Source organism: Bradyrhizobium sp. 190, assembly GCF_023073415.1.
Lineage (GTDB): Bacteria > Pseudomonadota > Alphaproteobacteria > Rhizobiales > Xanthobacteraceae > Bradyrhizobium.
The window spans coordinates 374,240-393,058 of sequence record NZ_JADPJL010000068.1; the positions used below are offsets into that span (position 1 = coordinate 374,240).

The 18,819-nt window shown below is 64.0% G+C and carries 14 protein-coding genes and 1 pseudogene; 10 read left to right on the top strand and 5 right to left on the bottom strand.

All coding sequences use genetic code 11. The features are described 5' to 3' along the window. Positions 1 to 102: 102 nt before the first annotated feature. The 4 genes from gyrB (at position 103) to IVB22_RS36840 (ending at position 5,866) form a co-directional block, all read left to right on the top strand. Positions 103 to 2,541 carry a DNA topoisomerase (ATP-hydrolyzing) subunit B gene (gene gyrB / locus IVB22_RS36825; protein ID WP_247522026.1) on the top strand — a complete coding sequence of 813 codons (2,439 nt, stop codon included), beginning with the start codon at positions 103 to 105 and terminating at the stop codon, positions 2,539 to 2,541. A 9-nt stretch (positions 2,542 to 2,550) separates the two neighbouring features. Continuing rightward, entirely contained in the window at positions 2,551 to 3,849 is a 1,299-nt protein-coding gene (murA, locus tag IVB22_RS36830) for a UDP-N-acetylglucosamine 1-carboxyvinyltransferase (protein ID WP_247522027.1), read from the top strand. 140 nt (positions 3,850 to 3,989) lie between these two features. Then, positions 3,990 to 5,396: an MATE family efflux transporter gene (locus IVB22_RS36835; RefSeq protein ID WP_247522028.1), complete on the top strand. Its 1,407-nt coding sequence runs from the start codon at positions 3,990 to 3,992 to the stop codon at positions 5,394 to 5,396. Further along, positions 5,393 to 5,866 carry a DUF2867 domain-containing protein gene (locus tag IVB22_RS36840; protein WP_247522029.1) on the top strand — a complete coding sequence of 158 codons (474 nt, stop codon included), beginning with the start codon at positions 5,393 to 5,395 and terminating at the stop codon, positions 5,864 to 5,866. The genes IVB22_RS36835 and IVB22_RS36840 overlap by 4 nt, the downstream gene beginning before the upstream one ends. An 83-nt stretch (positions 5,867 to 5,949) precedes the next feature. On the opposite strand, the gene IVB22_RS36845 is transcribed toward IVB22_RS36840, so the two are convergent. Then, positions 5,950 to 7,065 (bottom strand): FUSC family protein, encoded by a 1,116-nt coding sequence (locus IVB22_RS36845; RefSeq protein WP_247522096.1) that lies wholly within the window; start codon positions 7,063 to 7,065, stop codon positions 5,950 to 5,952. Positions 7,066 to 7,200: 135 nt separating this feature from the next. Between IVB22_RS36845 and IVB22_RS36850 the strand changes: the two genes are divergently transcribed. Further along, on the top strand, positions 7,201 to 8,571 hold the full coding sequence (locus tag IVB22_RS36850) for an MmgE/PrpD family protein (RefSeq protein ID WP_247522030.1): 1,371 nt from the start codon (positions 7,201 to 7,203) through the stop codon (positions 8,569 to 8,571). Between the two features lie 106 nt (positions 8,572 to 8,677). Here IVB22_RS36850 and IVB22_RS36855 read toward each other — a convergent pair whose 3' ends face one another. Further along, positions 8,678 to 9,019 carry a GNAT family N-acetyltransferase gene (locus IVB22_RS36855; protein WP_247522031.1) on the bottom strand — a complete coding sequence of 114 codons (342 nt, stop codon included), beginning with the start codon at positions 9,017 to 9,019 and terminating at the stop codon, positions 8,678 to 8,680. 151 nt (positions 9,020 to 9,170) lie between these two features. Between IVB22_RS36855 and IVB22_RS36860 the strand changes: the two genes are divergently transcribed. The 3 genes from IVB22_RS36860 (at position 9,171) to IVB22_RS36870 (ending at position 12,041) form a co-directional block, all read left to right on the top strand. After that, complete coding sequence (locus tag IVB22_RS36860; protein WP_247522032.1) at positions 9,171 to 10,088, top strand: pirin family protein; 918 nt, start codon at positions 9,171 to 9,173, stop codon at positions 10,086 to 10,088. 63 nt (positions 10,089 to 10,151) lie between these two features. Continuing rightward, the gene (locus IVB22_RS36865) at positions 10,152 to 11,066 is read left to right on the top strand and encodes a phosphoribosylaminoimidazolesuccinocarboxamide synthase (protein WP_247522033.1); all 915 of its coding nucleotides are present in this window, start codon (positions 10,152 to 10,154) and stop codon (positions 11,064 to 11,066) included. Between the two features lie 171 nt (positions 11,067 to 11,237). Continuing rightward, a complete protein-coding gene (locus tag IVB22_RS36870) occupies positions 11,238 to 12,041 on the top strand; it encodes a crotonase/enoyl-CoA hydratase family protein (RefSeq protein ID WP_247522034.1) in 804 nt (267 codons plus the stop codon). 134 nt (positions 12,042 to 12,175) lie between these two features. Here IVB22_RS36870 and IVB22_RS36875 read toward each other — a convergent pair whose 3' ends face one another. Further along, on the bottom strand, positions 12,176 to 13,669 hold the full coding sequence (locus tag IVB22_RS36875) for an NAD-dependent succinate-semialdehyde dehydrogenase (protein ID WP_247522035.1): 1,494 nt from the start codon (positions 13,667 to 13,669) through the stop codon (positions 12,176 to 12,178). 104 nt (positions 13,670 to 13,773) lie between these two features. Then, positions 13,774 to 14,094, bottom strand: coding sequence for a hypothetical protein (locus IVB22_RS36880; RefSeq protein ID WP_247522036.1), 321 nt, complete (start codon positions 14,092 to 14,094; stop codon positions 13,774 to 13,776). Between the two features lie 368 nt (positions 14,095 to 14,462). Between IVB22_RS36880 and IVB22_RS36885 the strand changes: the two are divergent. Next, positions 14,463 to 15,649: pseudogene (locus IVB22_RS36885) on the top strand (serine hydrolase domain-containing protein). 93 nt (positions 15,650 to 15,742) lie between these two features. Continuing rightward, the gene (locus tag IVB22_RS36890; protein WP_247522037.1) at positions 15,743 to 17,437 is read left to right on the top strand and encodes an AMP-binding protein; all 1,695 of its coding nucleotides are present in this window, start codon (positions 15,743 to 15,745) and stop codon (positions 17,435 to 17,437) included. 829 nt (positions 17,438 to 18,266) lie between these two features. On the opposite strand, the gene IVB22_RS36895 is transcribed toward IVB22_RS36890, so the two are convergent. Next, positions 18,267 to 18,746 (bottom strand): hypothetical protein, encoded by a 480-nt coding sequence (locus IVB22_RS36895; protein ID WP_247522038.1) that lies wholly within the window; start codon positions 18,744 to 18,746, stop codon positions 18,267 to 18,269. Positions 18,747 to 18,819 lie beyond the last annotated feature (73 nt).

Here is an 18,819-nt window from a genome sequence, read left to right on the forward strand (position 1 = left end):
ATGGAGAGATTGCGCTAGGCGCAATGCCTCTTTCATGGCACAAATAGATCAATCAGCGCCTCATATTGCGCAGCTGATTCGGGACACCCTCGAAGGCCTCACATGACAGAACCTGCCCGGCAGACTCCTGCCGATACTGAGCATCCCATTCCGGTCGAATATGGCGCGGAATCGATCCGGGTGCTGAAGGGGCTCGATGCCGTGCGCAAGCGGCCGGGCATGTATATCGGCGACACCGATGACGGTTCCGGCCTGCATCACATGGTCTACGAGGTCGTCGACAACGCCATCGACGAGGCGCTCGCCGGTCACGCCACCGCCGTGGAAGTCATCCTCAATGCCGACGGCTCGGTGACGGTGCGCGATGACGGCCGCGGCATTCCGGTCGACATTCACAAGGGCGAAGGCATCTCCGCGGCCGAGGTCATCATGACCCAGTTGCACGCGGGCGGAAAGTTCGACCAGAACTCCTACAAGGTTTCCGGCGGCCTGCACGGCGTCGGCGTTTCCGTCGTCAACGCGCTGTCCAGCAAGCTCCAGTTGCGGGTCTGGCGCGACGGCAAGGAGCATTACATCGAATTCGCCCATGGCGATGCGGTCGCCCCGCTCGAAGTCGTCGGCGACGCCAACGGCAAGCGCGGCACCGAGGTGACCTTCCTTGCATCCACCGAGACTTTCACCAACGTCGAATATGATTTCTCGACGCTGGAGCATCGCCTGCGCGAGCTCGCGTTCCTGAATTCCGGCGTCAATATCGTGCTGTCAGACATGCGCCACGCGGTCGAGAAGCGCGAGGCGATGCATTACGACGGCGGCGTCGAGGAATTCGTCAAATATCTCGACCGCAACAAGAAGGCGATGGTGCCTGCCCCGATCATGGTTCGGGCGGAGATGAACGACATCGGCGTCGAGGCCGCCCTGTGGTGGAACGACAGCTACCATGAGAACGTGCTGTGCTTCACCAACAACATTCCGCAGCGTGACGGCGGCACCCATCTTGCCGGCTTCCGCGGCGCGCTGACGCGCCAGGTCAACGGCTATGCCGAGGCCAACGCGAAAAGGGAAAAGATCGCGCTGACCGGCGACGATTGCCGCGAGGGCCTCACCGCCGTGCTTTCGGTGAAGGTGCCGGACCCGAAATTCTCCTCGCAGACCAAGGACAAGCTGGTGTCCTCGGAGGTGCGCCCCGTCGTCGAGAACGTCCTCAACGAGGCGCTGGCCGCATGGTTCGAGGAGCATCCGAGCGAGGCAAAAGTCATCGTCGGCAAGGTGATCCAGGCGGCTGCAGCGCGCGAGGCCGCCCGCAAGGCCCGCGAACTGACCCGCAAGAGCCCGCTCAGCATTTCCTCGCTGCCCGGCAAGCTCGCCGACTGCCAGGAAAAAGATCCCGCCAAGTCCGAACTGTTCATCGTCGAGGGCGACTCGGCAGGCGGCAGCGCCAAGCAGGGCCGCAACCGCGAATTCCAGGCGGTGCTGCCGCTGCGCGGCAAGATCCTCAATGTCGAGCGCGTCCGCACCGACAAGATGCTGTCAAGCGAGCAGATCGGCACGCTGATCACCGCGCTCGGCACCGGTATCAGCGACGATTTCTCGGCCGACAAGCTGCGCTACCACAAGATCATCGTGATGACGGACGCCGACGTCGACGGCGCCCATATCCGCACGCTGCTGTTGACCTTCTTCTACCGGCAGATGCGCGAACTGATCGACCGCGGCCACCTCTATATCGCGCAGCCGCCGCTCTACAAGGTAACGCGTGGCAAGTCCGAGCAGTACCTGAAGGACGAGCGCGCGCTGGAAGATTATTTGATCGCGACCGGCCTCGACGACTGCGTCTTCAAGCCGGCGACGGGATCGGATCGCGCCGGCCGTGACCTGCTGTCGCTGGTGGAGGACGCGCGCCTCATCCGCGGCATCCTGAACAATCTGCACAGCCGCTATAACCGCAAGGTGGTCGAGCAGGCGGCGATTGCCGGCGTGTTGAGCCCGAAGATCACCAGCGACATCGCGACCGCCAATGCCGCCGCCGACTACATCGCCAGGCGCCTCGATGCGCTGGCCGACGAGGTCGAGCGCGGCTGGATCGGCCGTTTCACCGAAGGCGAAGGCTTCTTCTTCGAGCGTACCGTCCGCGGCGTCAAGGATGTCGCCATGATCGACGACGCCCTGCTCGGCTCCGCCGACGCGCGCAAGCTCGACGATTACGCAATCAGGCTGCAGGAGTCCTATCCAAGGATGGGCGGCGTGCTGCGGCGAAAAGATACCGAGACCGCGATCCACGGGCCGGTCAGCCTGTTCGAGGCGGTGACCGACGCCGGCCGCAAGGGCGTGGCGTTGCAGCGCTACAAAGGCCTCGGCGAGATGAACCCCAGTCAGCTCTGGGAAACCACGCTCGACGCCAACGAACGTTCGCTGCTGCAGGTGAAGATCAAGGAGGTCGACGAGGCCGACGACATCTTCACCAAGCTGATGGGTGACGTGGTCGAGCCGCGCCGCGAATTCATCCAGGATAATTCGCTCAGCGCCAATGTCGACGTGTGAGGCACGCCCGTGTCGCCCATCCAATACATCGTTGAAGGCGGCCACCGGCTCGCGGGAACGATCGAGCCGTCCGGCAACAAGAATTCTGCGCTGCCGATCATCGCCGCCGCCCTGCTCACCGAGCATCCGGTCACGCTGGAAAACGTGCCGCGCATCCGCGACACCGAAACGCTGGTCGAACTGATCCGCTCGGTCGGGGCCTCGGCCGAATGGAAAGCGCGCAATACGCTCGCCATCCACGCCAAGGAAGTTCGCGCCGCCGACCTCGATCCCGAACTCTGCGCGCGGATCCGCGCCTCCATCCTGCTGGCCGGGCCGCTACTGGCCCGCTGCGGCGAGGTGGCGCTGCCGCCGCCCGGCGGCGATGTCATCGGCCGACGACGTCTGGACACGCATTTTCTGGCCTTCGAGCAGTTGGGCGCCACCGTCACCGCGACGCACCGGCTGGAGTTCCGTGCGACCAAGCTGAGGGGCGCGGACGTGTTCCTCGACGAGCCCAGCGTCACCGCCACCGAAAACGCGCTGGTCGCGGCCGTCGCCGCCCACGGCACCACTTATCTGCGCAACGCCGCCTCCGAGCCCCATGTGCAGGACCTTGCGCATTTCCTGGTCGCGCTCGGCGCGAAGATCGAGGGCATCGGCACCAACACCATCATCGTGCACGGCCCGGCGACGCTCGGCGGCACCAGCTATTCGATCCAGCCCGACCATATCGAGGTCGGCTCGCTGATCGGGCTCGCCGCGGTGACGCGCTCGCCGCTGCGCATCGCGAAGGCCGGCGTCGAACATCTGCGCTCGATCCGGATGGGCTTTGAACGGCTCGGCATCGTCTGCGGCGTCGAGGGCGACGACCTCGTGGTGCCCTCCGGCCAGACCATGAAGATCCACGACGATTTCGGCGGCCACGTGCCCAAACTCGAGGACCAGCCATGGCCGGCCTTCCCGGCCGACCTGATGTCGATTGCGATCGTCACCGCGACGCAATGCGACGGCGTGATCCTGATGTTCGAGAAGATGTTCGAGTCGCGGATGTTCTTCGTCGACAAGCTGATCTCGATGGGCGCCCGCATCGTGCTGTGCGATCCGCATCGCGCGATCGTGGCCGGTCCGAGCCGGCTGCGCGGCGCGCCGATGACCTCCCCCGACATCCGCGCCGGCATGGCCATGCTGCTGGCGGCGGTCGCCGCCGAAGGCACCTCGACCATCAACAACGCCGACCAGATCGAGCGCGGCTATGAGCGCATCGAAGAGCGGCTCAATGCGCTGGGTGCGAAGATCACGCGAGTGCCGGCGCGAGACGGCGGATAGGCTGCGGCGGCGCTCGTCACTTTTTCGGTCTCCGGCCGTGCTATAGCGTTTTCAAGCGAAGTGGATACTGGTTCGCGCAAAAAGAAGCTGGAGCTTCGGTTCTGATTCAATCAGGACCGATCATGCTCTAGGCTGTTGCAATGACCTCGCTCGAAAAAATTGAACGCGCAACCGTAGCGCCATCTCCCTCCGCGGCCATGCCCGGCCGTCATCTCGCGATTGAACTTGCCGAGACGCTGAAGCTCGCGGTGCCGATCGCGCTGACGCAGCTCGGGCAGATCGCGATGATGACGACCGACATCGCCATGATCGGACGCCTCGGCGCCGAGGCCGTGGCAGCGGCGTCGCTGGCGCACACTGTCCTTTTCGTCAGCTTCACCTTCGGCATGGGCCTGGTATCGGCCGTAGCACCCTTGGCGGCACAGGCTTTTGGTGCGCGCAAGCCGCATTTGATCCGGCGCTCCCTGCGCGTCGGCCTGTGGGCGGCGCTGTTGATCTCGCTGCCGCTGATGGCGCTGCGGTTCTGGGCCGAGCAAGTCCTGCTGATGCTGGGCCAGGCGCCCATGACCGCACATCTGGCGCAGGAATATCTGGCCGGTCTGGTCTGGACCATCCTGCCCGCCCTGTGGTTCCTGGCGATCCGCGGCTTCATGAGCGCGATCAACCGGCCGGAGCCGATCCTGTGGATCACGCTGGCCGCGATCCCGGCCAATGCGCTGCTGGTCTATCTCTTGCTGTATGGCGCGTTCGGCCTGCCGCAGCTCGGCCTGTTCGGCGCGGGGCTGGCGACCTCCATCGTCAATCTCGGCACGTTCCTGGCGGCCGTGTGGTTCGCCACGTACCGCCGGCCGTTCCGGAAGTATCACGTGTTCGGCTATTTCTGGCGCATCGACTGGCGACTGATGTGGCAACTCATCGTCATCGGTTCGCCGATCTCGCTCTCCTTCCTGCTTGAATACGGCCTGTTCGGCGCCGCCGGACTGTTGATGGGCCTGATCAGCACCACCGCGCTGGCGGCGCATCAGATCGCGCTGCAGGTCGCCGCCATCCTGTTCATGGTGCCGTTCGGCATCGGCATGGCCGCCACCGTGCGGGTCGGCCACGCCATCGGCCGCGGCGACGCCGGCGCGGTCCGGCGCGCCGGCTACGTCGCCACCTGGCTCGGCATCGTGCTCGCCGCCATCCTGACGCTCGCCGTGATCGTCAGCCGCTTTGGCATTGCAGAGATTTTCCTGGGCGAAAGCACCGACGCGACCGCCGAACTCTCCGCGACGCTGCTGCTGGTCGGATCGACTTTCTTCATCGCCGACGCCATCCAGACCGTCGCCGCCGGCTCGCTGCGCGGCATGAACGACACGCGCGTGCCGCTGCTGTTCGCGATCCTCAGCTATTGGCTGATCGGTTTCGCCTGCGCCTGCTGGCTCGCTTTCTGGACACCGTCAGGCGCCGTTGGCGTATGGATCGGGCTGTCGGTCGGAACCGCTGTTTTTGCCGTTCTCCTGCTCTTGCGCTTCCGCGTCCTCGCCAGCAAGCTCACGTTCCGATGAAAGTCCGCGAGATCACCCCTCCTGCTGACACCGATACGCTGCTGGCCGGCGCGCAGTTCGCCGACGCCTTCCGCGTTGAAATCGGGGATCGCGATCTCGACGCGAGGCGTGCCGCTGAACGCATGATGGCGCGTCAGCCGCGATGGGCCGAGGCGCTGTTGTCGTTGCGCAACCTGCTGGTGGCGCCGCTGGGACTGAGAACGTCGGGTGCGGGCCTGGTCCCGCCCAGAGACATGATTGGAATATTTCCGGTCGTCAGTGAAACGCCCGATCGCCTCATCGCCGGCTTCAACGACAGGCATCTGGATTTTCGCGTCGTCGTGGATGTGACCGCGCCCGGCGGCGTCAGGCAGGTGACCGCCACGACTCTGGTCAAGACGCACAACTGGCTCGGCCGGACTTATCTGGCAATCATCATGCCGTTTCATCGGCTGATCGTGCCGGCCCTGTTGCGTCAGGTGGCGGGCTGAGGTGCTGGCAGGAAGGTCCGTTAGCGCAATCCGGACGCGCAGCGCGATACAGCGATCCTTTGCTTTCTCGCTGATTTGGTCGACTAACCTTTTGCAGCGGCCGGCTTCGCAGCCGGGGGCTCGCACCAGTCGGCATGGCAGCGATCCAGGTCGTTCAGATTCTGCCGCATCTGTTCCAGCGAAAATCCCAGCGCGAAAAACCGCTCCGCGACATCGACGGGCACGCCACGGATCAGGCCCTCGCTGCGCAGCGCGGCGACCTCAGTGGCATAGGCCTGCAGCGCCGCATCGACAGGCTGAATGTCCACAGCGCCGCTGCCGTTTCGCAAGGAAGCGGCCGCCGCACGCATATAGCCGACGATCGCGTTGCTGACATCGGACAGTGGTCGCGCCAGCCTTGCCTGCACATTGGCCGGCAGCGGCACCACGCTGGCGCGCCCGATCATCACGACATCATGCCGCAAGCGCTGGATGGTGCGCAGCAATGGGCCGGTATCGGGTCCCGACGACAAATGCGTCGCGCGCTCGCGCTCGGCTTCCAGGCCGGTCGCATGGAGGCTCGCCATCGCCGTGCCGATACCATCCTGAATACGGTGCAGGGCGTCGTTGTCGAGCCCGCGCGTCAGGCCAGCGAGCAGTTCGGCGAATGCAGCAGCCAGCAGTTCCAAAAGCTGCGCCGCATTGATGCGGATCTGGCTGACCGCCCGCGATGGCAGCACCAGGAACGAGACCACGAGCCCGGTGAGCGCGCCGACCGTGACCTCGAACAGCCGGTCGATCGTGGAATCCATCGGATTGGCGTGGTTCATCGCCGGGACCAGCAACACGATCACGGCCGTCACCGTGGCGGCGCTCAGGCTGGGATTGATGGCGCCAATGAACGCCATCGGCGCAACCGCCAGCACCAATAGCGCCAGTAGTCCGCCTTCCCCGGAATGCGGGATCAGTATCGCGATGGCGCCGCCATAGACCGCGCCCCCAACCGTGCCGAGCATGTAATCCCGGGTCGCCTTGAGCGACCGGCCGACGCTCATCTGGGTGACGATGAGCGAGGTCAGCACCGCCCATAGCGGCAGCATCAGATGCAGCGCTCTGGCGATCGCATAGGCCGCGACCGCGGCGACGGCGAGCCGGACCGCGAGCGCCAGTTGCGTCTTGCGGCCACGGAGCGATCCAAGCATGCGTTTTACGAAAGCCATCATGCGCCGCATTCCGGAATCTGTAGACCGCGCCCGTGCTAGACGACGCCGAGCATAGCTGATGCCCGCGGCCGGAAGGCGGCTTGAAAGCCAAAATCAGCCCGCCTACCCTGCGCCGCAAACCGAGGAAACACGATGGCCAACGAAACCGCAACGCTCGCAGCCTATGTCGCCGACCTGAAATTTGCGGACATTCCGCCGGAGGTTCTGGAGCGCGCCAAGGTGCTGACGCTGGATTTCCTCGGCAGCACGATCCGGGCGCGGCGCGATGCGGAATCGACGCCCTCGCTGCTTAAGATGTTGGAAGCGCTGGCGCTCGACGGCAAGGGCGAGGCCACCGTGTTCGGCGATTCAAAGACCTGGACGCCGGCGGTAGCGGCGCTGCTCAACGGCGCGCTTGGCCATTCGCTTGATTTCGATGACACGCATGCGGACTCCTCGCTCCATCCAAGCGCACCGGTGGTGCCGGCGGCCTTTGCGGTCGGCGAAATGGTCGGCGCATCGGGGCGCGACGTCCTGACTGCGATTGTGGCCGGCTATGAAGTGTGCTGCCGCCTCGGCAATGCGCTCGATCCGACCTCGCATTATGCGCGCGGCTTCCACCCGACCGCGACGGCGGGAACCTATGGCGCTGCGGCGGCCGCAGGCAAATTGTTCGGCCTGTCGAAGGACCAGATCATATCCGCCTTCGGCGTTTCCGGCAGCCAGGCCGCGGGCTCGCTGCAGTTTCTGGTCAACGGCGCCTGGAACAAGCGCTACCAGGTTGGCGCGGCCGCGATGAACGGCGTCATATCAGCCACGCTGGCCCGCAACGATTTCGTCGGCTCGACCGAATCCGTCGAGGGCAAGCACGGCCTCCTCGTCGGCTACAGCGACGACGCGCATCCCGACAAGGCGACCGCCGGCCTCGGCAAGACCTATGAGACGCTCAAGATTGGCGTAAAACCCTATCCGAGCTGCCGCTATACCCATGCGGCGCTGGATGCGCTGATCGCGATGCGGCGGGAACACAATCTGACGCCGGACCAGATCAAGCGTGTCGAGATCGGCCTGCACCGCAACGGCATCACGCTGACGGGCGATGCCGCTACCAAGCGGCATCCGACCTCGATCGTCGGCGGACAGTTTTCGATGTTCTTCACTGGCGCGCTGGCGCTCGATCAGGGCAGCTTCGGCTGGGACGATTACGACCGGCTCGGCGACGCCGCGGTGAACGCGCTCGCCGACAAGTTCAACGTGGTGCAGGACGATCGCCTCGAGGTCGGCCGTACCCATCCATTCGGCGCCCGCGTCTCCATCACCACCGATGACGGCGTGCACGAGCGGCTCTATGCCGATCCGTCCGGCGAGCCGAATTCGTTTCCGGATGCGCAGGCGATGCAGCAGAAATTCCTCACCCTCGCCCGCCCCGTTCTGAACGGCCGCGCCGATCAGCTCGCCGACGCGATCCTCTCGCTGGAGAGATTCGACCGCGTCGAGAAGGCCACGCAGTTAGGTCGGCAGTAGCAGCCCACTTCAGCACGTAGCCCGGATGGAGCGAAGCGCAATCCGGGAGCAGACCATCCGCTGGCATACCGCCCCGGATTTCGCTTCGCTCCATCCGGGCTACGCATCAATTGCCGCCCGCCAGCTTTCCTTTGCTCGCGGTCGCCGCAACCATATCGCGCACGAGGTCGAACACACCGTCGGCCTCCGGCGGCGCACCCAGCCGCCGCGCAACACCCTTGGACGGTTCGTTGCTGCCTTCGATGCAATGGATGATCTCGTCGATCTCGAAACTCGCGAACACCCAGTCGATCGACGCCCGCGCCGCCTCCCCCGCGTAGCCCTTGCCGCTGTATGCGCTGTCGATGCCCCAGCCGACCTCGAAGCCCGGCCATCCTGGCGGGCACCACGGTCCGACCCGGCCGATATATCGGCGGCTCGACTTCTCCTCAACGGCGAAGGGATCCATAACCACCGTTTTCGATTGTTGGAGACGATATCTGCCATTGGTGCCAAACGATAGGACACAGAGTATGGGTCCCAGGGACGACGTGTTGAGGCATTTGGACGCCATCCCGCAATTTCTGCTATGATCGCCACAAAACACCAAGGAGTCCCCTATGAGCTGGCAACCCTCCAACGATCCCGTGCTCGGCGATCCCAAAACCTGCGACGCGCTCGACCTCATCATCGTGCCACGCACGCGCGATCTCGGCGATGGATTTGCGGTGCGGCGCGCGCTGCCGCATGGCAAGCGGCAGATGGTCGGGCCCTTCATCTTCTTCGATCATTTCGGGCCGATGCAGTTCATCGCCGGCAAGGGCATGGACGTGCGTCCGCATCCGCATATCGGGCTTGCCACCGTCACCTATCTGTTCGACGGCAGCATCATGCACCGCGACAGCGAGGGTAACATTCAGGAGATCCAGCCCGGCGCGATGAACCTGATGACCGCGGGGCGCGGAATCGTGCATTCCGAACGCACGCCCGATGTGCAGCGCCGCGACGGCCAGAAGATGCTGGGCCTGCAAAGCTGGATCGCGCTGCCGGCGGGATCGGAAGAGATCTCGCCGTCGTTCCAGCACTACGCTGCCGAAGCGCTGCCGACCGTGAAGGAGAGCGGCTTCACCGCGCGCATCATCGCAGGCCACGGCTTTGGCGTGAAATCGCCTGTGAGCATGGTCTCGCCGTGGTTCTATACCGAAGTGACGGCGCAGGCCGGCACCAACGTCCCGCTCGACCCCGACCATGAGGAGCGCGCGATCTATCTGGTCGACGGCGAGGTCGAGATCGCGGGCGAGCGCTATGACGGGCCGCGCCTCCTGATATTCCGGCCCGGTGACCGCATCACCGTGAAGGCCGTGAGGCCGACCCGGATGATGTTTCTGGGCGGCGACGCGCTGGAGGGCCCGCGGCATATCTGGTGGAATTTCGTCTCCTCCAGCAAGGAGCGGATCGAGCAGGCCAAACAGGACTGGAAAACCGGCCGTTTTGCCGCCGTCCCGCAGGAACATGAGTTCATTCCGCTGCCGGAGTGAGCTATTGCTCCGCTTTCTCATTTGCACGCTTGTGCAGGCGTGCCGTTTCGAAAGCCTGACCGAATGAACGCGATGCTCGCCAGCGATTTGCCCCTGCCGCGGATCGGCCGCGGAAAGGTGCGCGATATCTATGCCGTCGGCGACGACCGCGTGCTGCTGCTGACCACCGACCGCATCAGCGCGTTCGACGTCGTGATGGCCGAGACCATCCCGATGAAGGGCGCGGTGCTGACCCAGATCAGCGCGTGGTGGTTCCGTCAGCTCGAAGGCGTGGTGCCGCATCACATGATCAGCGCCGATGCCGACGAGATCATCCGCAAGGTGCCGGACCTGAAAGATCACCGCGCCGATATTCTCGGACGCGCGATGCTGTGCAAGCGCACCACCGTATTCCCGGTGGAATGCGTGATCCGCGGCTACATCTCCGGCTCCGCCTGGAAGGAGTATGCCGCATCCGGCACGCTCGCCGGCGAGGAACTCAAACCCGGGCTGATCGAGAGTGAGAAGCTCGACGCGCCGATCTTCAGCCCGGCCACCAAGGCCGAGACCGGCCATGACGAGAACATTACCATCGCACGCGTACGCGAGATTTTGGGCAGCGGCGTCGCCGACAAGCTCGAGAGCATGGCGCGCACCGTCTATAATTTCGGCGAACGGATCGCCCGTCATCAGGGCATCATCATCGCCGACACCAAGTTCGAGTTCGGCCGCGCGACGGACGATCGCATCATCCTGATCGACGAGGTGATGACGCCGGATAGTTCGCGGTTCTGGGCCGCCGACGTCTACAAGCCCGGCCGGCCGCAGCCCTCCTTCGACAAGCAGCCGCTGCGCGATTATCTCGACGCCGAGCGCCGCGCCGGCCGCTGGAACGGCGACGCCCCGCCCCCACCGCTGCCGGACAGCGTGGTCGACGCGACGAGCAAGCGGTATCTCGAAGCGTATCGGCGGGTGACGGGTGACGAGTTGAAGGTCTAGCAGCGTCATTGCGAGCGAAGCGAAGCAATCCATACCTCAACGTGGGGGTAGATAGATTGCTTCGCTTCGCTCGCAATGACGGTGTGACGCCGTCGGCGTCGGCTCCTGGATTGCCTCAGCCTGTCATCTGATGCGAGTATCCGCGTTCAGAAAAACAACAGGGAGCGCTCCATGACTGAAACCGGCAGCGTGCTTGTCGAACGCGACGGCCCCGTGACCGTCGTTTCCATCAACCGCCCGCATTGCCGCAACGCCGTTGACGGCGCGACCGCGCGGAAGCTGTACGATGCGTTTCTTGCGTTCGATGCCGATGAAGCAGCGTCGGTTGCCGTGTTCACCGGTACCGGCGGTTATTTCTGCGCGGGCGCCGACCTCAAGGCGGTGGCGGCGGGCGATCCCAACAAGAAGCGCGAGCTTGGCGGTCACGACACGATTGCGCCGATGGGACCTAGCCGATTGCGATTGTCAAAGCCCGTGATCGCGGCGATCGAGGGTTTTGCGGTGGCCGGCGGGATGGAACTGGCGTTGTGGGCGGACATGCGCGTGGTCGCGGAAGACGCGACCTTCGGCATCTTCTGCCGCCGCTTCGGCGTGCCGCTGATCGATCTCGGCACCATCCGCCTGCCGCGGCTGATCGGCCATTCGCAGGCGATCGATCTGATTCTCACCGGACGCCCGGTCGGCGCGCAGGAGGCGCTGCGCATGGGGCTCGCCAATCGCGTCGTCGGCCGCGGCGAGGCCGTCGCGCAGGCGATTGCGCTGGCACGGGAGATCGCGCGCTTCCCGCAAAAATGCCTGCGTGCGGATCGCCTGTCGGCGCTGCGGCAATGGGACCTTTCGGAGGAAGAAGCGATCGCCAACGAGATGCGCGGCGGGCTGGAGGTGATCGCTTCGGGCGAAACGCTGTCAGGCGCGACACGGTTTGCTTCCGGCGTGGGGCGTCACGGCGCGTTTGCGGGTGACGCGAGCGATTGAGCCACGGGAAGTGCGTAGCCCGGATGGAGCGCAGCGCAATCCGGGGTTCTCGCACGCGGATGAACTTGTCCCGGATTTCGCTTCGCTTCATCCGGGCTACAACTCCTTCGCCTCGCTCGTAATGACGAGTACGGCTACACCCCCGCCATCATCACGTATTTGATCTCGACATATTCTTCCATGCCGTGATGCGAGCCTTCGCGGCCGAGGCCTGACTCCTTCACGCCGCCGAACGGCGCGACTTCGGTCGTGATCAGGCCGGTGTTGACGCCGACCATGCCTGACTCCAGCGCTTCGGCGACGCGCCAGACGCGGCCGAGATCGCGGGAGTAGAAGTAGGACGCGAGGCCGAACGGCGAGTTGTTACACATCGCGATCACCTCGGCCTCGTCCTTGAAGCGGAACACCGGTGCCAGCGGACCGAAGGTTTCTTCATGCGCAACCAGCGCGTCGGCCTTCACGTTCGAAAGCACCGTCGGCTCGAAGAAGCTGCCGCCGAGCGCATGGCGTTTTCCGCCGGTGACGATCTTCGCGCCGCCCTTGACCGCGTCCGCAATGTGCTTCTCGACCTTGTCGATCGCATCCATGTTGATCAGCGGGCCCTGCACCACGCCCGCTTCGGTGCCGTCGCCGATCTTCATCGCCGCGACCTTCTTCGAGAGTTTTTCGACGAACTGGTCGTAGATCTTGTCCTGGGCGTAGATGCGGTTGGCGCAGACGCAGGTCTGGCCCATGTTGCGGTATTTCGAGACGATGGCGCCCTCGACCGCCGCATCGATATCGGCATCATCGAACACCACGAACGGCGCGTTGCCGCCGAGTTCGAGGCCGAGCTTCTTCACGCCGACGGCGGCCTGCTGATACAGGATCTTGCCGACCTCGGTCGAGCCGGTGAAGCCGACGAAGCGCACCGCCGGATGTTCGCACAGCACCTTGCCGATCGCCGACGAGTTGCCGGTGAGGATGTTGAACACGCCCTTGGGCACGCCGGCCTTTTCGGCGAGCGCTACCAGCGCCAGCGCGGTCAGCGGCGTTTCATTGGCAGGCTTGAGAACCACCGTGCAGCCCGCGGCGAGCGCCGGCGAGACCTTTCGGGTGATCATCGAGCAGGGGAAATTCCACGGCGTGATGGCGCCACAGACGCCGATCGGCTGCTTGATCGCGAGCAGGCGCGCATCGGGCCGCTGGGTCGGGATGGTTTCGCCATAGACGCGGCGGGCCTCCTCGGCGAAGAATTCGACATAGGCGCCGCCGATATCGACTTCGCCGAGCGCTTCCGCCAGCGGCTTGCCCTGCTCTGACGTCAGGATCAGCGCGAGGTCTTCGCGGTTGGCGATGATCAGCTCGAACCACTTACGCAAGGTATTGGAGCGCTGTTTGGCCGTGAGATTGGCCCAGGCCGGGAAGGCGCGTTCGGCGGCTTCGACGGCTTGCGTGGCTTCGGCCGTGCTCATGGCCGGCACTTTTGCGAGCTCCACGCCATTGACCGGATTAGTGACCGGGCGCGACGGCGTGCCGACCCAGGCGCCGTCGATATAGCAGCGGTCGCGCAGCAGCGAGGGATCCTTGAGGCGATCGTGCAGCGAGGGAGTGGAGGCTTGGGCGCGTGCGGCAACGGGCGGGTTCATGGCGTTACTCCTCGGATTTTCTTGGGATATTGGTCCGAGTATAGGCCTGTATCGTCAGCAATGCACCGCCCGCTGAGGCAACCCTGCGTCAACCAATTTTGAGGTCAGGCCGCGCCGCTCATATAGGTTTCGCGGCGGCCGACCATGCGTTGCGCCGCCGCCTTGGCATCGGCCTTCGAGGAGGTTGCGCAGGTCCGGTATTCGAGGTCGGGCAGCTTGGCGGGCTCGCGGCGGCTGAACCAGGATTTGGAACCGACCGGCAAAAGCGCCAGGGCCTGGGCGACGTTATCGACCGCCTCGAAGGAATGCAGCGCACCGGTGCCGGCGTAGCGGACTTCGTAAATACCGGGCGAGATCGGGGCCTCGATATTTTCGCCACGCCCGGCACGGGGATAGCGCTTCCATTCACTCCAGGTCGAAATCATTGCGCACCTTCGCGACAGGCAGAAATGAGACAATTTTCGTCAATTGATCCAGCCAACGAGCAACGTTTGTGCTGGAATCTGAACGCTTTACCGCAAAAAATCGGCGACGGGAATCATGGCGAAATCACGTTATCGTGGATGGTTAAGCCGGTCACCGACCGAGGGGATCGCCCACCGCGGATTGTGGCGAGGTGTTGCAGTTTGGCGTCGCCCATACCGCGCCACCGCTGCCCACGCGGCTCGCCCATCAAGAGCTTGCCCATCACGACATCGCGACATCGGCGGCGGCCATCCGCGGCCGCTTGCCGGATCGCACGGCCGGGAGGAAGATCGTTCCACTTCCATAAAAACATAGCGGGAGGTGACCCATGCAAAGCAAAGCCCAGATCGATCAGATTCTGCGTCAAAAATGCGAGGCCAAGGAGATTCCCGGCGTGGTCGCGATGGCCGCGACTGGCAATGAGGTGATTTATCAAGGCGCGTTCGGCAAGCGCGACCTGTCCAAGGACGATCCGATGACCGCCGACAGCTTTTCTGGATCGCCTCCATGACCAAGGCGATTACGAGCGCCGCCGGCATGCAGCTCGTCGAACAAGGCAAGCTTTCGCTGGACGAACCGATCGGCAAGGTGCTGCCTGACTTTGCCAACCCGCAAGTGCTGGAAGGTTTTGACGCCAGCGGCGACCCAAAACTGCGTCCCGCCAGGAATCCGATCACACTTCGCCATCTCATGACCCACACCGCCGGCTTCGCTTACAGCTTGTTTAACGGCGACTGCGCGCAATATCTGGAGAAGACCGGAACCCCGGACATCTTCGGCTGCCAGAACGCCGCGCTGAAGGCGCCGATCATGTCCGATCCCGGCACGCGCTGGGAATATGGCATCAACATCGATTTCGTCGGCAAGGCGGTGGAAGCCGCCAGCGGCAAGCGGCTCGACGCTTACCTGCGCGACCATATGTTCGCGCCGCTCGGCATGAGCGACACCGGCTTCAAGATCACGGACTCCCAGCGCCAGCGGCTGGTCGGCGTGCATGCGCGCGGTGGGGATGGATCGCTGGCGCCGATCCCGTTCGAGATCGAACAGAATCCGGAATTCCACATGGGCGGCGGCGGCCTCTACAGCACGGCGGCCGATTACATCAAGTTTACCCAGATGATCCTCAACAAAGGCCGCGGCAACGGCAACCAGCTCTTGAAGCCCGAGACGATCGCGTTGATGGGCCAGAACCACATCGGCGATCTCACCATGGGCAAGATGACGACGATGGCGCCCATGTACACCAACGATGTCGATCTCTATCCCGATATCGTCAAGAAGTGGGGCCTCTCCTTCATGATCAACACCGCCAAGACGGCGGAAGGCCGCAGCGCCGGCAGCCTCGCCTGGGCCGGCCTCGCCAACACCTATTTCTGGATCGACCCGGCGCGCAACATCGCCGGCGTGATCCTGATGCAGCTGTTGCCGTTCGCCGATGGCAAGGCGCTGGAAGCCTTTGCGGGCTTTGAGCGCGGGGTTTATGCCGGGCTGGATGCCGGACAGAAGGCGGCGTAGTTTACCGCAGGATCGCCGCTCCCTCCCCCTTTGCGGGGGAGGGCGCAGCGCATTTCTTCTTTGATACTTGATCCAGTTTTTGGAGAAACCGATTTGACCGACACCATCGATAGCTACGTCTCCGGCACCGCCGACGCGCCGCTGCTCGGCGACACCATCGGACGTTGCCTCGATCAGGCCGCCGCGCGCTGGGGCGATCGCGAGGCGCTGGTTTCGCCGAGCCATGACGTGCGCTGGACCTGGAAAGAGTTTGCCGAACGCGTCGAAGCGCTGGCGGCAGGCTTTCTCGCGCTCGGCCTGGAGCGCGGCGCGCGGATCGGGGTGTGGTCGCTCAATCGCCCGGAATGGACGCTGACGCAATTCGCCGCCGCCAAAGCGGGACTCATTCTCGTCACCATCAATCCCGCCTACCGCTTGAGCGAACTCGAATTCGCTTTGGCAAAAGTCGGCTGCGCCGCGATCGTCACCGCGACCGCCTTCAAGACCTCCAACTACATGGAGATGCTGAATACGCTGCTGCCGGAACTCGCGGCCTCGCAGCCGGGCGAATTGCAGGCACAGCAGTTGCCGCAACTGCGCGCGGTGATCCAGATCGGCGGCCCCAAATCTCCGGGCACCATCGCCTTCGACGACGTGGCAAAGATGGGAGGCGCGCGGCACCGCGAGCAGCTTGCCGAACTCTCCAGGACGTTGCAATTCGACGATGCGGTGAACATTCAATTCACCAGCGGCACCACGGGCTCGCCGAAGGGCGTGACGCTGACGCATCACAACATCCTCAACAACGGCTATTTCGTCGGCCGCGCGATGCGGCTGACGGAAAAGGACCGCATCTGCATTCCGGTGCCGCTCTATCACTGCTTTGGCATGGTGATGGGCAATCTCGCCTCCGTCACGCTCGGCGCGACCATGGTCTATCCCGGCGAAGGTTTTGATCCGCTGGCGACGCTGCAAACCATCGAGCGCGAAAAATGCACCGCGCTCTACGGCGTGCCGACCATGTTCATCGCCGAACTCGATCATCCCGAATTTGCGCGCTTCAACCTGAAATCGCTGCGCACCGGCATCATGGCGGGCGCGCCCTGCCCGATCGAGGTGATGAAGCGCGTCAACAACGAGATGAACATGGGCGAGGTGACCATCGCCTATGGCATGACCGAGACGTCGCCGGTCAGTTTTCAGAGCTCGACCGACGATCCCTTGGAACGTCGGGTGTCGACCGTCGGCCGCATCCATCCGCATGTCGAGGTCAAGGTCGTCGATCTCGAGGGGCGCGTGGTGCCGCGCGGCGAACGCGGCGAACTCTGCACCCGCGGCTACAGCGTCATGCTGGGCTATTGGGACGAGGCTGAAAAGACCGCCGACGTGCTCGACGCGCAGGGGTGGATGCACACCGGCGACATCGCCATCATCGACGCCGAGGGCTATTGCAACATCGTCGGCCGCATCAAGGACATGGTGATCCGCGGCGGCGAAAACCTCTATCCCAGAGAGATCGAGGAATTCCTCTATCGCCATCCCAAAATCCAGGACGTGCAGATTTTTGGCGTCGCGGATGATCGCTACGGCGAAGAACTCTGCGCCTGGATCCGCACCCGGCCCGGCGAGACGCTCACCGCCGACGACGTCCGCGCCTTCTGCCAGGGCCAGATCGCCCACAACAAGATTCCGCGCTATGTCGAGTTCGTGGAAGAATTTCCGATGACGGTGACGGGAAAGATCCAGAAGTTTTTGATGCGGGAAGCGGTGGAAGCGAAGCTGGGGCTGAAGGCGGCGAAGACGGCGTGAAAAAGAAGGATGAGAGTGTCGCGCGGTTGCATGGCACGTACCCACCCCGCCTACACTCGTCGTCCCCCGCGAAGGCGGGGGATCCAGTACGCCGAGGCTTCTCGGTTCTATCACTCCTGTCTCTGGAATACTGGGTCACCCGCCCCAGTGCGCAATTGCGCACAAGGCGGGTGACGACAACTGTAGGTGCGGCGCGCTCGCATTCATCAAACGCACCTTCGCGATCTCGCGGCGCATTCCGCCCGAGCTTTGCCCTTATCTTTCACGCCCTTGAGAAAAGAGGGCGCAGGGAAGACCGGGTGCGCGCTGCACCCGCGGTCTCGTGTGCAATTGCGCACAAAGAACGCGCACACGAGCATACAGGTCCAGCGGAGAGCATCCGGCCTTCCCTGCGCAATGGTTTTACGGCGTACTTCGTGATCTCCCCGGTGTGCGAATTCCTTTAGCCACCGTCATCCGCGGATTGATGGATGGGGCCTGCCCGGTCGGGCCGGCACATCCTCCGCGGACTTGACACCAGCAACGGGTGCCAGGACCACACGACTTGGCCGTACGCTTCAGCGCCGTTCGTCTGCGTGCCGTCTCTTCGCTCACGGACTCAGAGAGCCCGCCCTGCGACGACGTCTGCGCGCCCGACGCTGCCGCGTCCACCGCACCCCGCCCCGTTTAGTGACGATCGCGAAACGCCCCTCTGTGGGGGACGGGATGGCGGAAGTTGTAGGAATGATTCGGGGGAAACGAGAAGCGGACTATTTTTGCGGGAGATCGCTTTTTGATTTGCGCCGTCGGGCAAATCAATGCTGGGGCGCGACGATGGCTAAGCGATATCTCAGTCCCGCTGCACCCTCGGACCAATAAATTGGATTATCTCGTCCGCAGAGTAGGCGCTTGGCATCTGCTGGCCCGGCGCGAGCTTTAAGACTCGGATGTGGACGTCTTGGCCCGGCTTGATGATGTTGTCGACGTATCCCGGCGACCTCGTCGTATAGGCCGTATTGCCGCTGAATGTGGTTGTACTCGTTCCGGGCATGACGATCGTGTCAGAGGTAGTTGCATCAGCGGCGCTGATTATAGCGAAATGTGTTGCGCCCGCGGCCTTCGTGATTTCGGCGGCCTTCAGGAGAGCGTAATCCTGAATCGTCGTGGAGCGAGTATTTCCATTCCCGCGCGCGGCGATACGATAGGTGTCTTTGGTGATCTGCTCTGCTGAGACGCCGCCCGTAAAGCCCATCTCCTGATATTTCGTGCCGCAGCCGGCCAGCAACAAGCAAACCGTGACGACGAGCGTTATTGTTCTAGATGCACGCACTTGACGTATCCCCCTACCCAGCTGGATTTATTCGCAACCGAGGGACGAGATCAAGCAAAATGGCGACGCAAGG

Coding starts and splice junctions, on each gene's coding strand:
- IVB22_RS36865 (WP_247522033.1), top strand. CDS start 10,152: ATGAACGCGATGCTCGCCAGCGATTTGCCCCTGCCGCGGATCGGCCGC.
- IVB22_RS36840 (WP_247522029.1), top strand. CDS start 5,393: ATGAAAGTCCGCGAGATCACCCCTCCTGCTGACACCGATACGCTGCTG.
- IVB22_RS36870 (WP_247522034.1), top strand. CDS start 11,238: ATGACTGAAACCGGCAGCGTGCTTGTCGAACGCGACGGCCCCGTGACC.
- IVB22_RS36845 (WP_247522096.1), bottom strand. CDS start 7,065: ATGGCTTTCGTAAAACGCATGCTTGGATCGCTCCGTGGCCGCAAGACG.
- IVB22_RS36880 (WP_247522036.1), bottom strand. CDS start 14,094: ATGATTTCGACCTGGAGTGAATGGAAGCGCTATCCCCGTGCCGGGCGT.
- IVB22_RS36860 (WP_247522032.1), top strand. CDS start 9,171: ATGAGCTGGCAACCCTCCAACGATCCCGTGCTCGGCGATCCCAAAACC.
- gyrB (WP_247522026.1), top strand. CDS start 103: ATGACAGAACCTGCCCGGCAGACTCCTGCCGATACTGAGCATCCCATT.
- IVB22_RS36855 (WP_247522031.1), bottom strand. CDS start 9,019: ATGGATCCCTTCGCCGTTGAGGAGAAGTCGAGCCGCCGATATATCGGC.
- IVB22_RS36835 (WP_247522028.1), top strand. CDS start 3,990: ATGACCTCGCTCGAAAAAATTGAACGCGCAACCGTAGCGCCATCTCCC.
- IVB22_RS36875 (WP_247522035.1), bottom strand. CDS start 13,669: ATGAACCCGCCCGTTGCCGCACGCGCCCAAGCCTCCACTCCCTCGCTG.
- IVB22_RS36850 (WP_247522030.1), top strand. CDS start 7,201: ATGGCCAACGAAACCGCAACGCTCGCAGCCTATGTCGCCGACCTGAAA.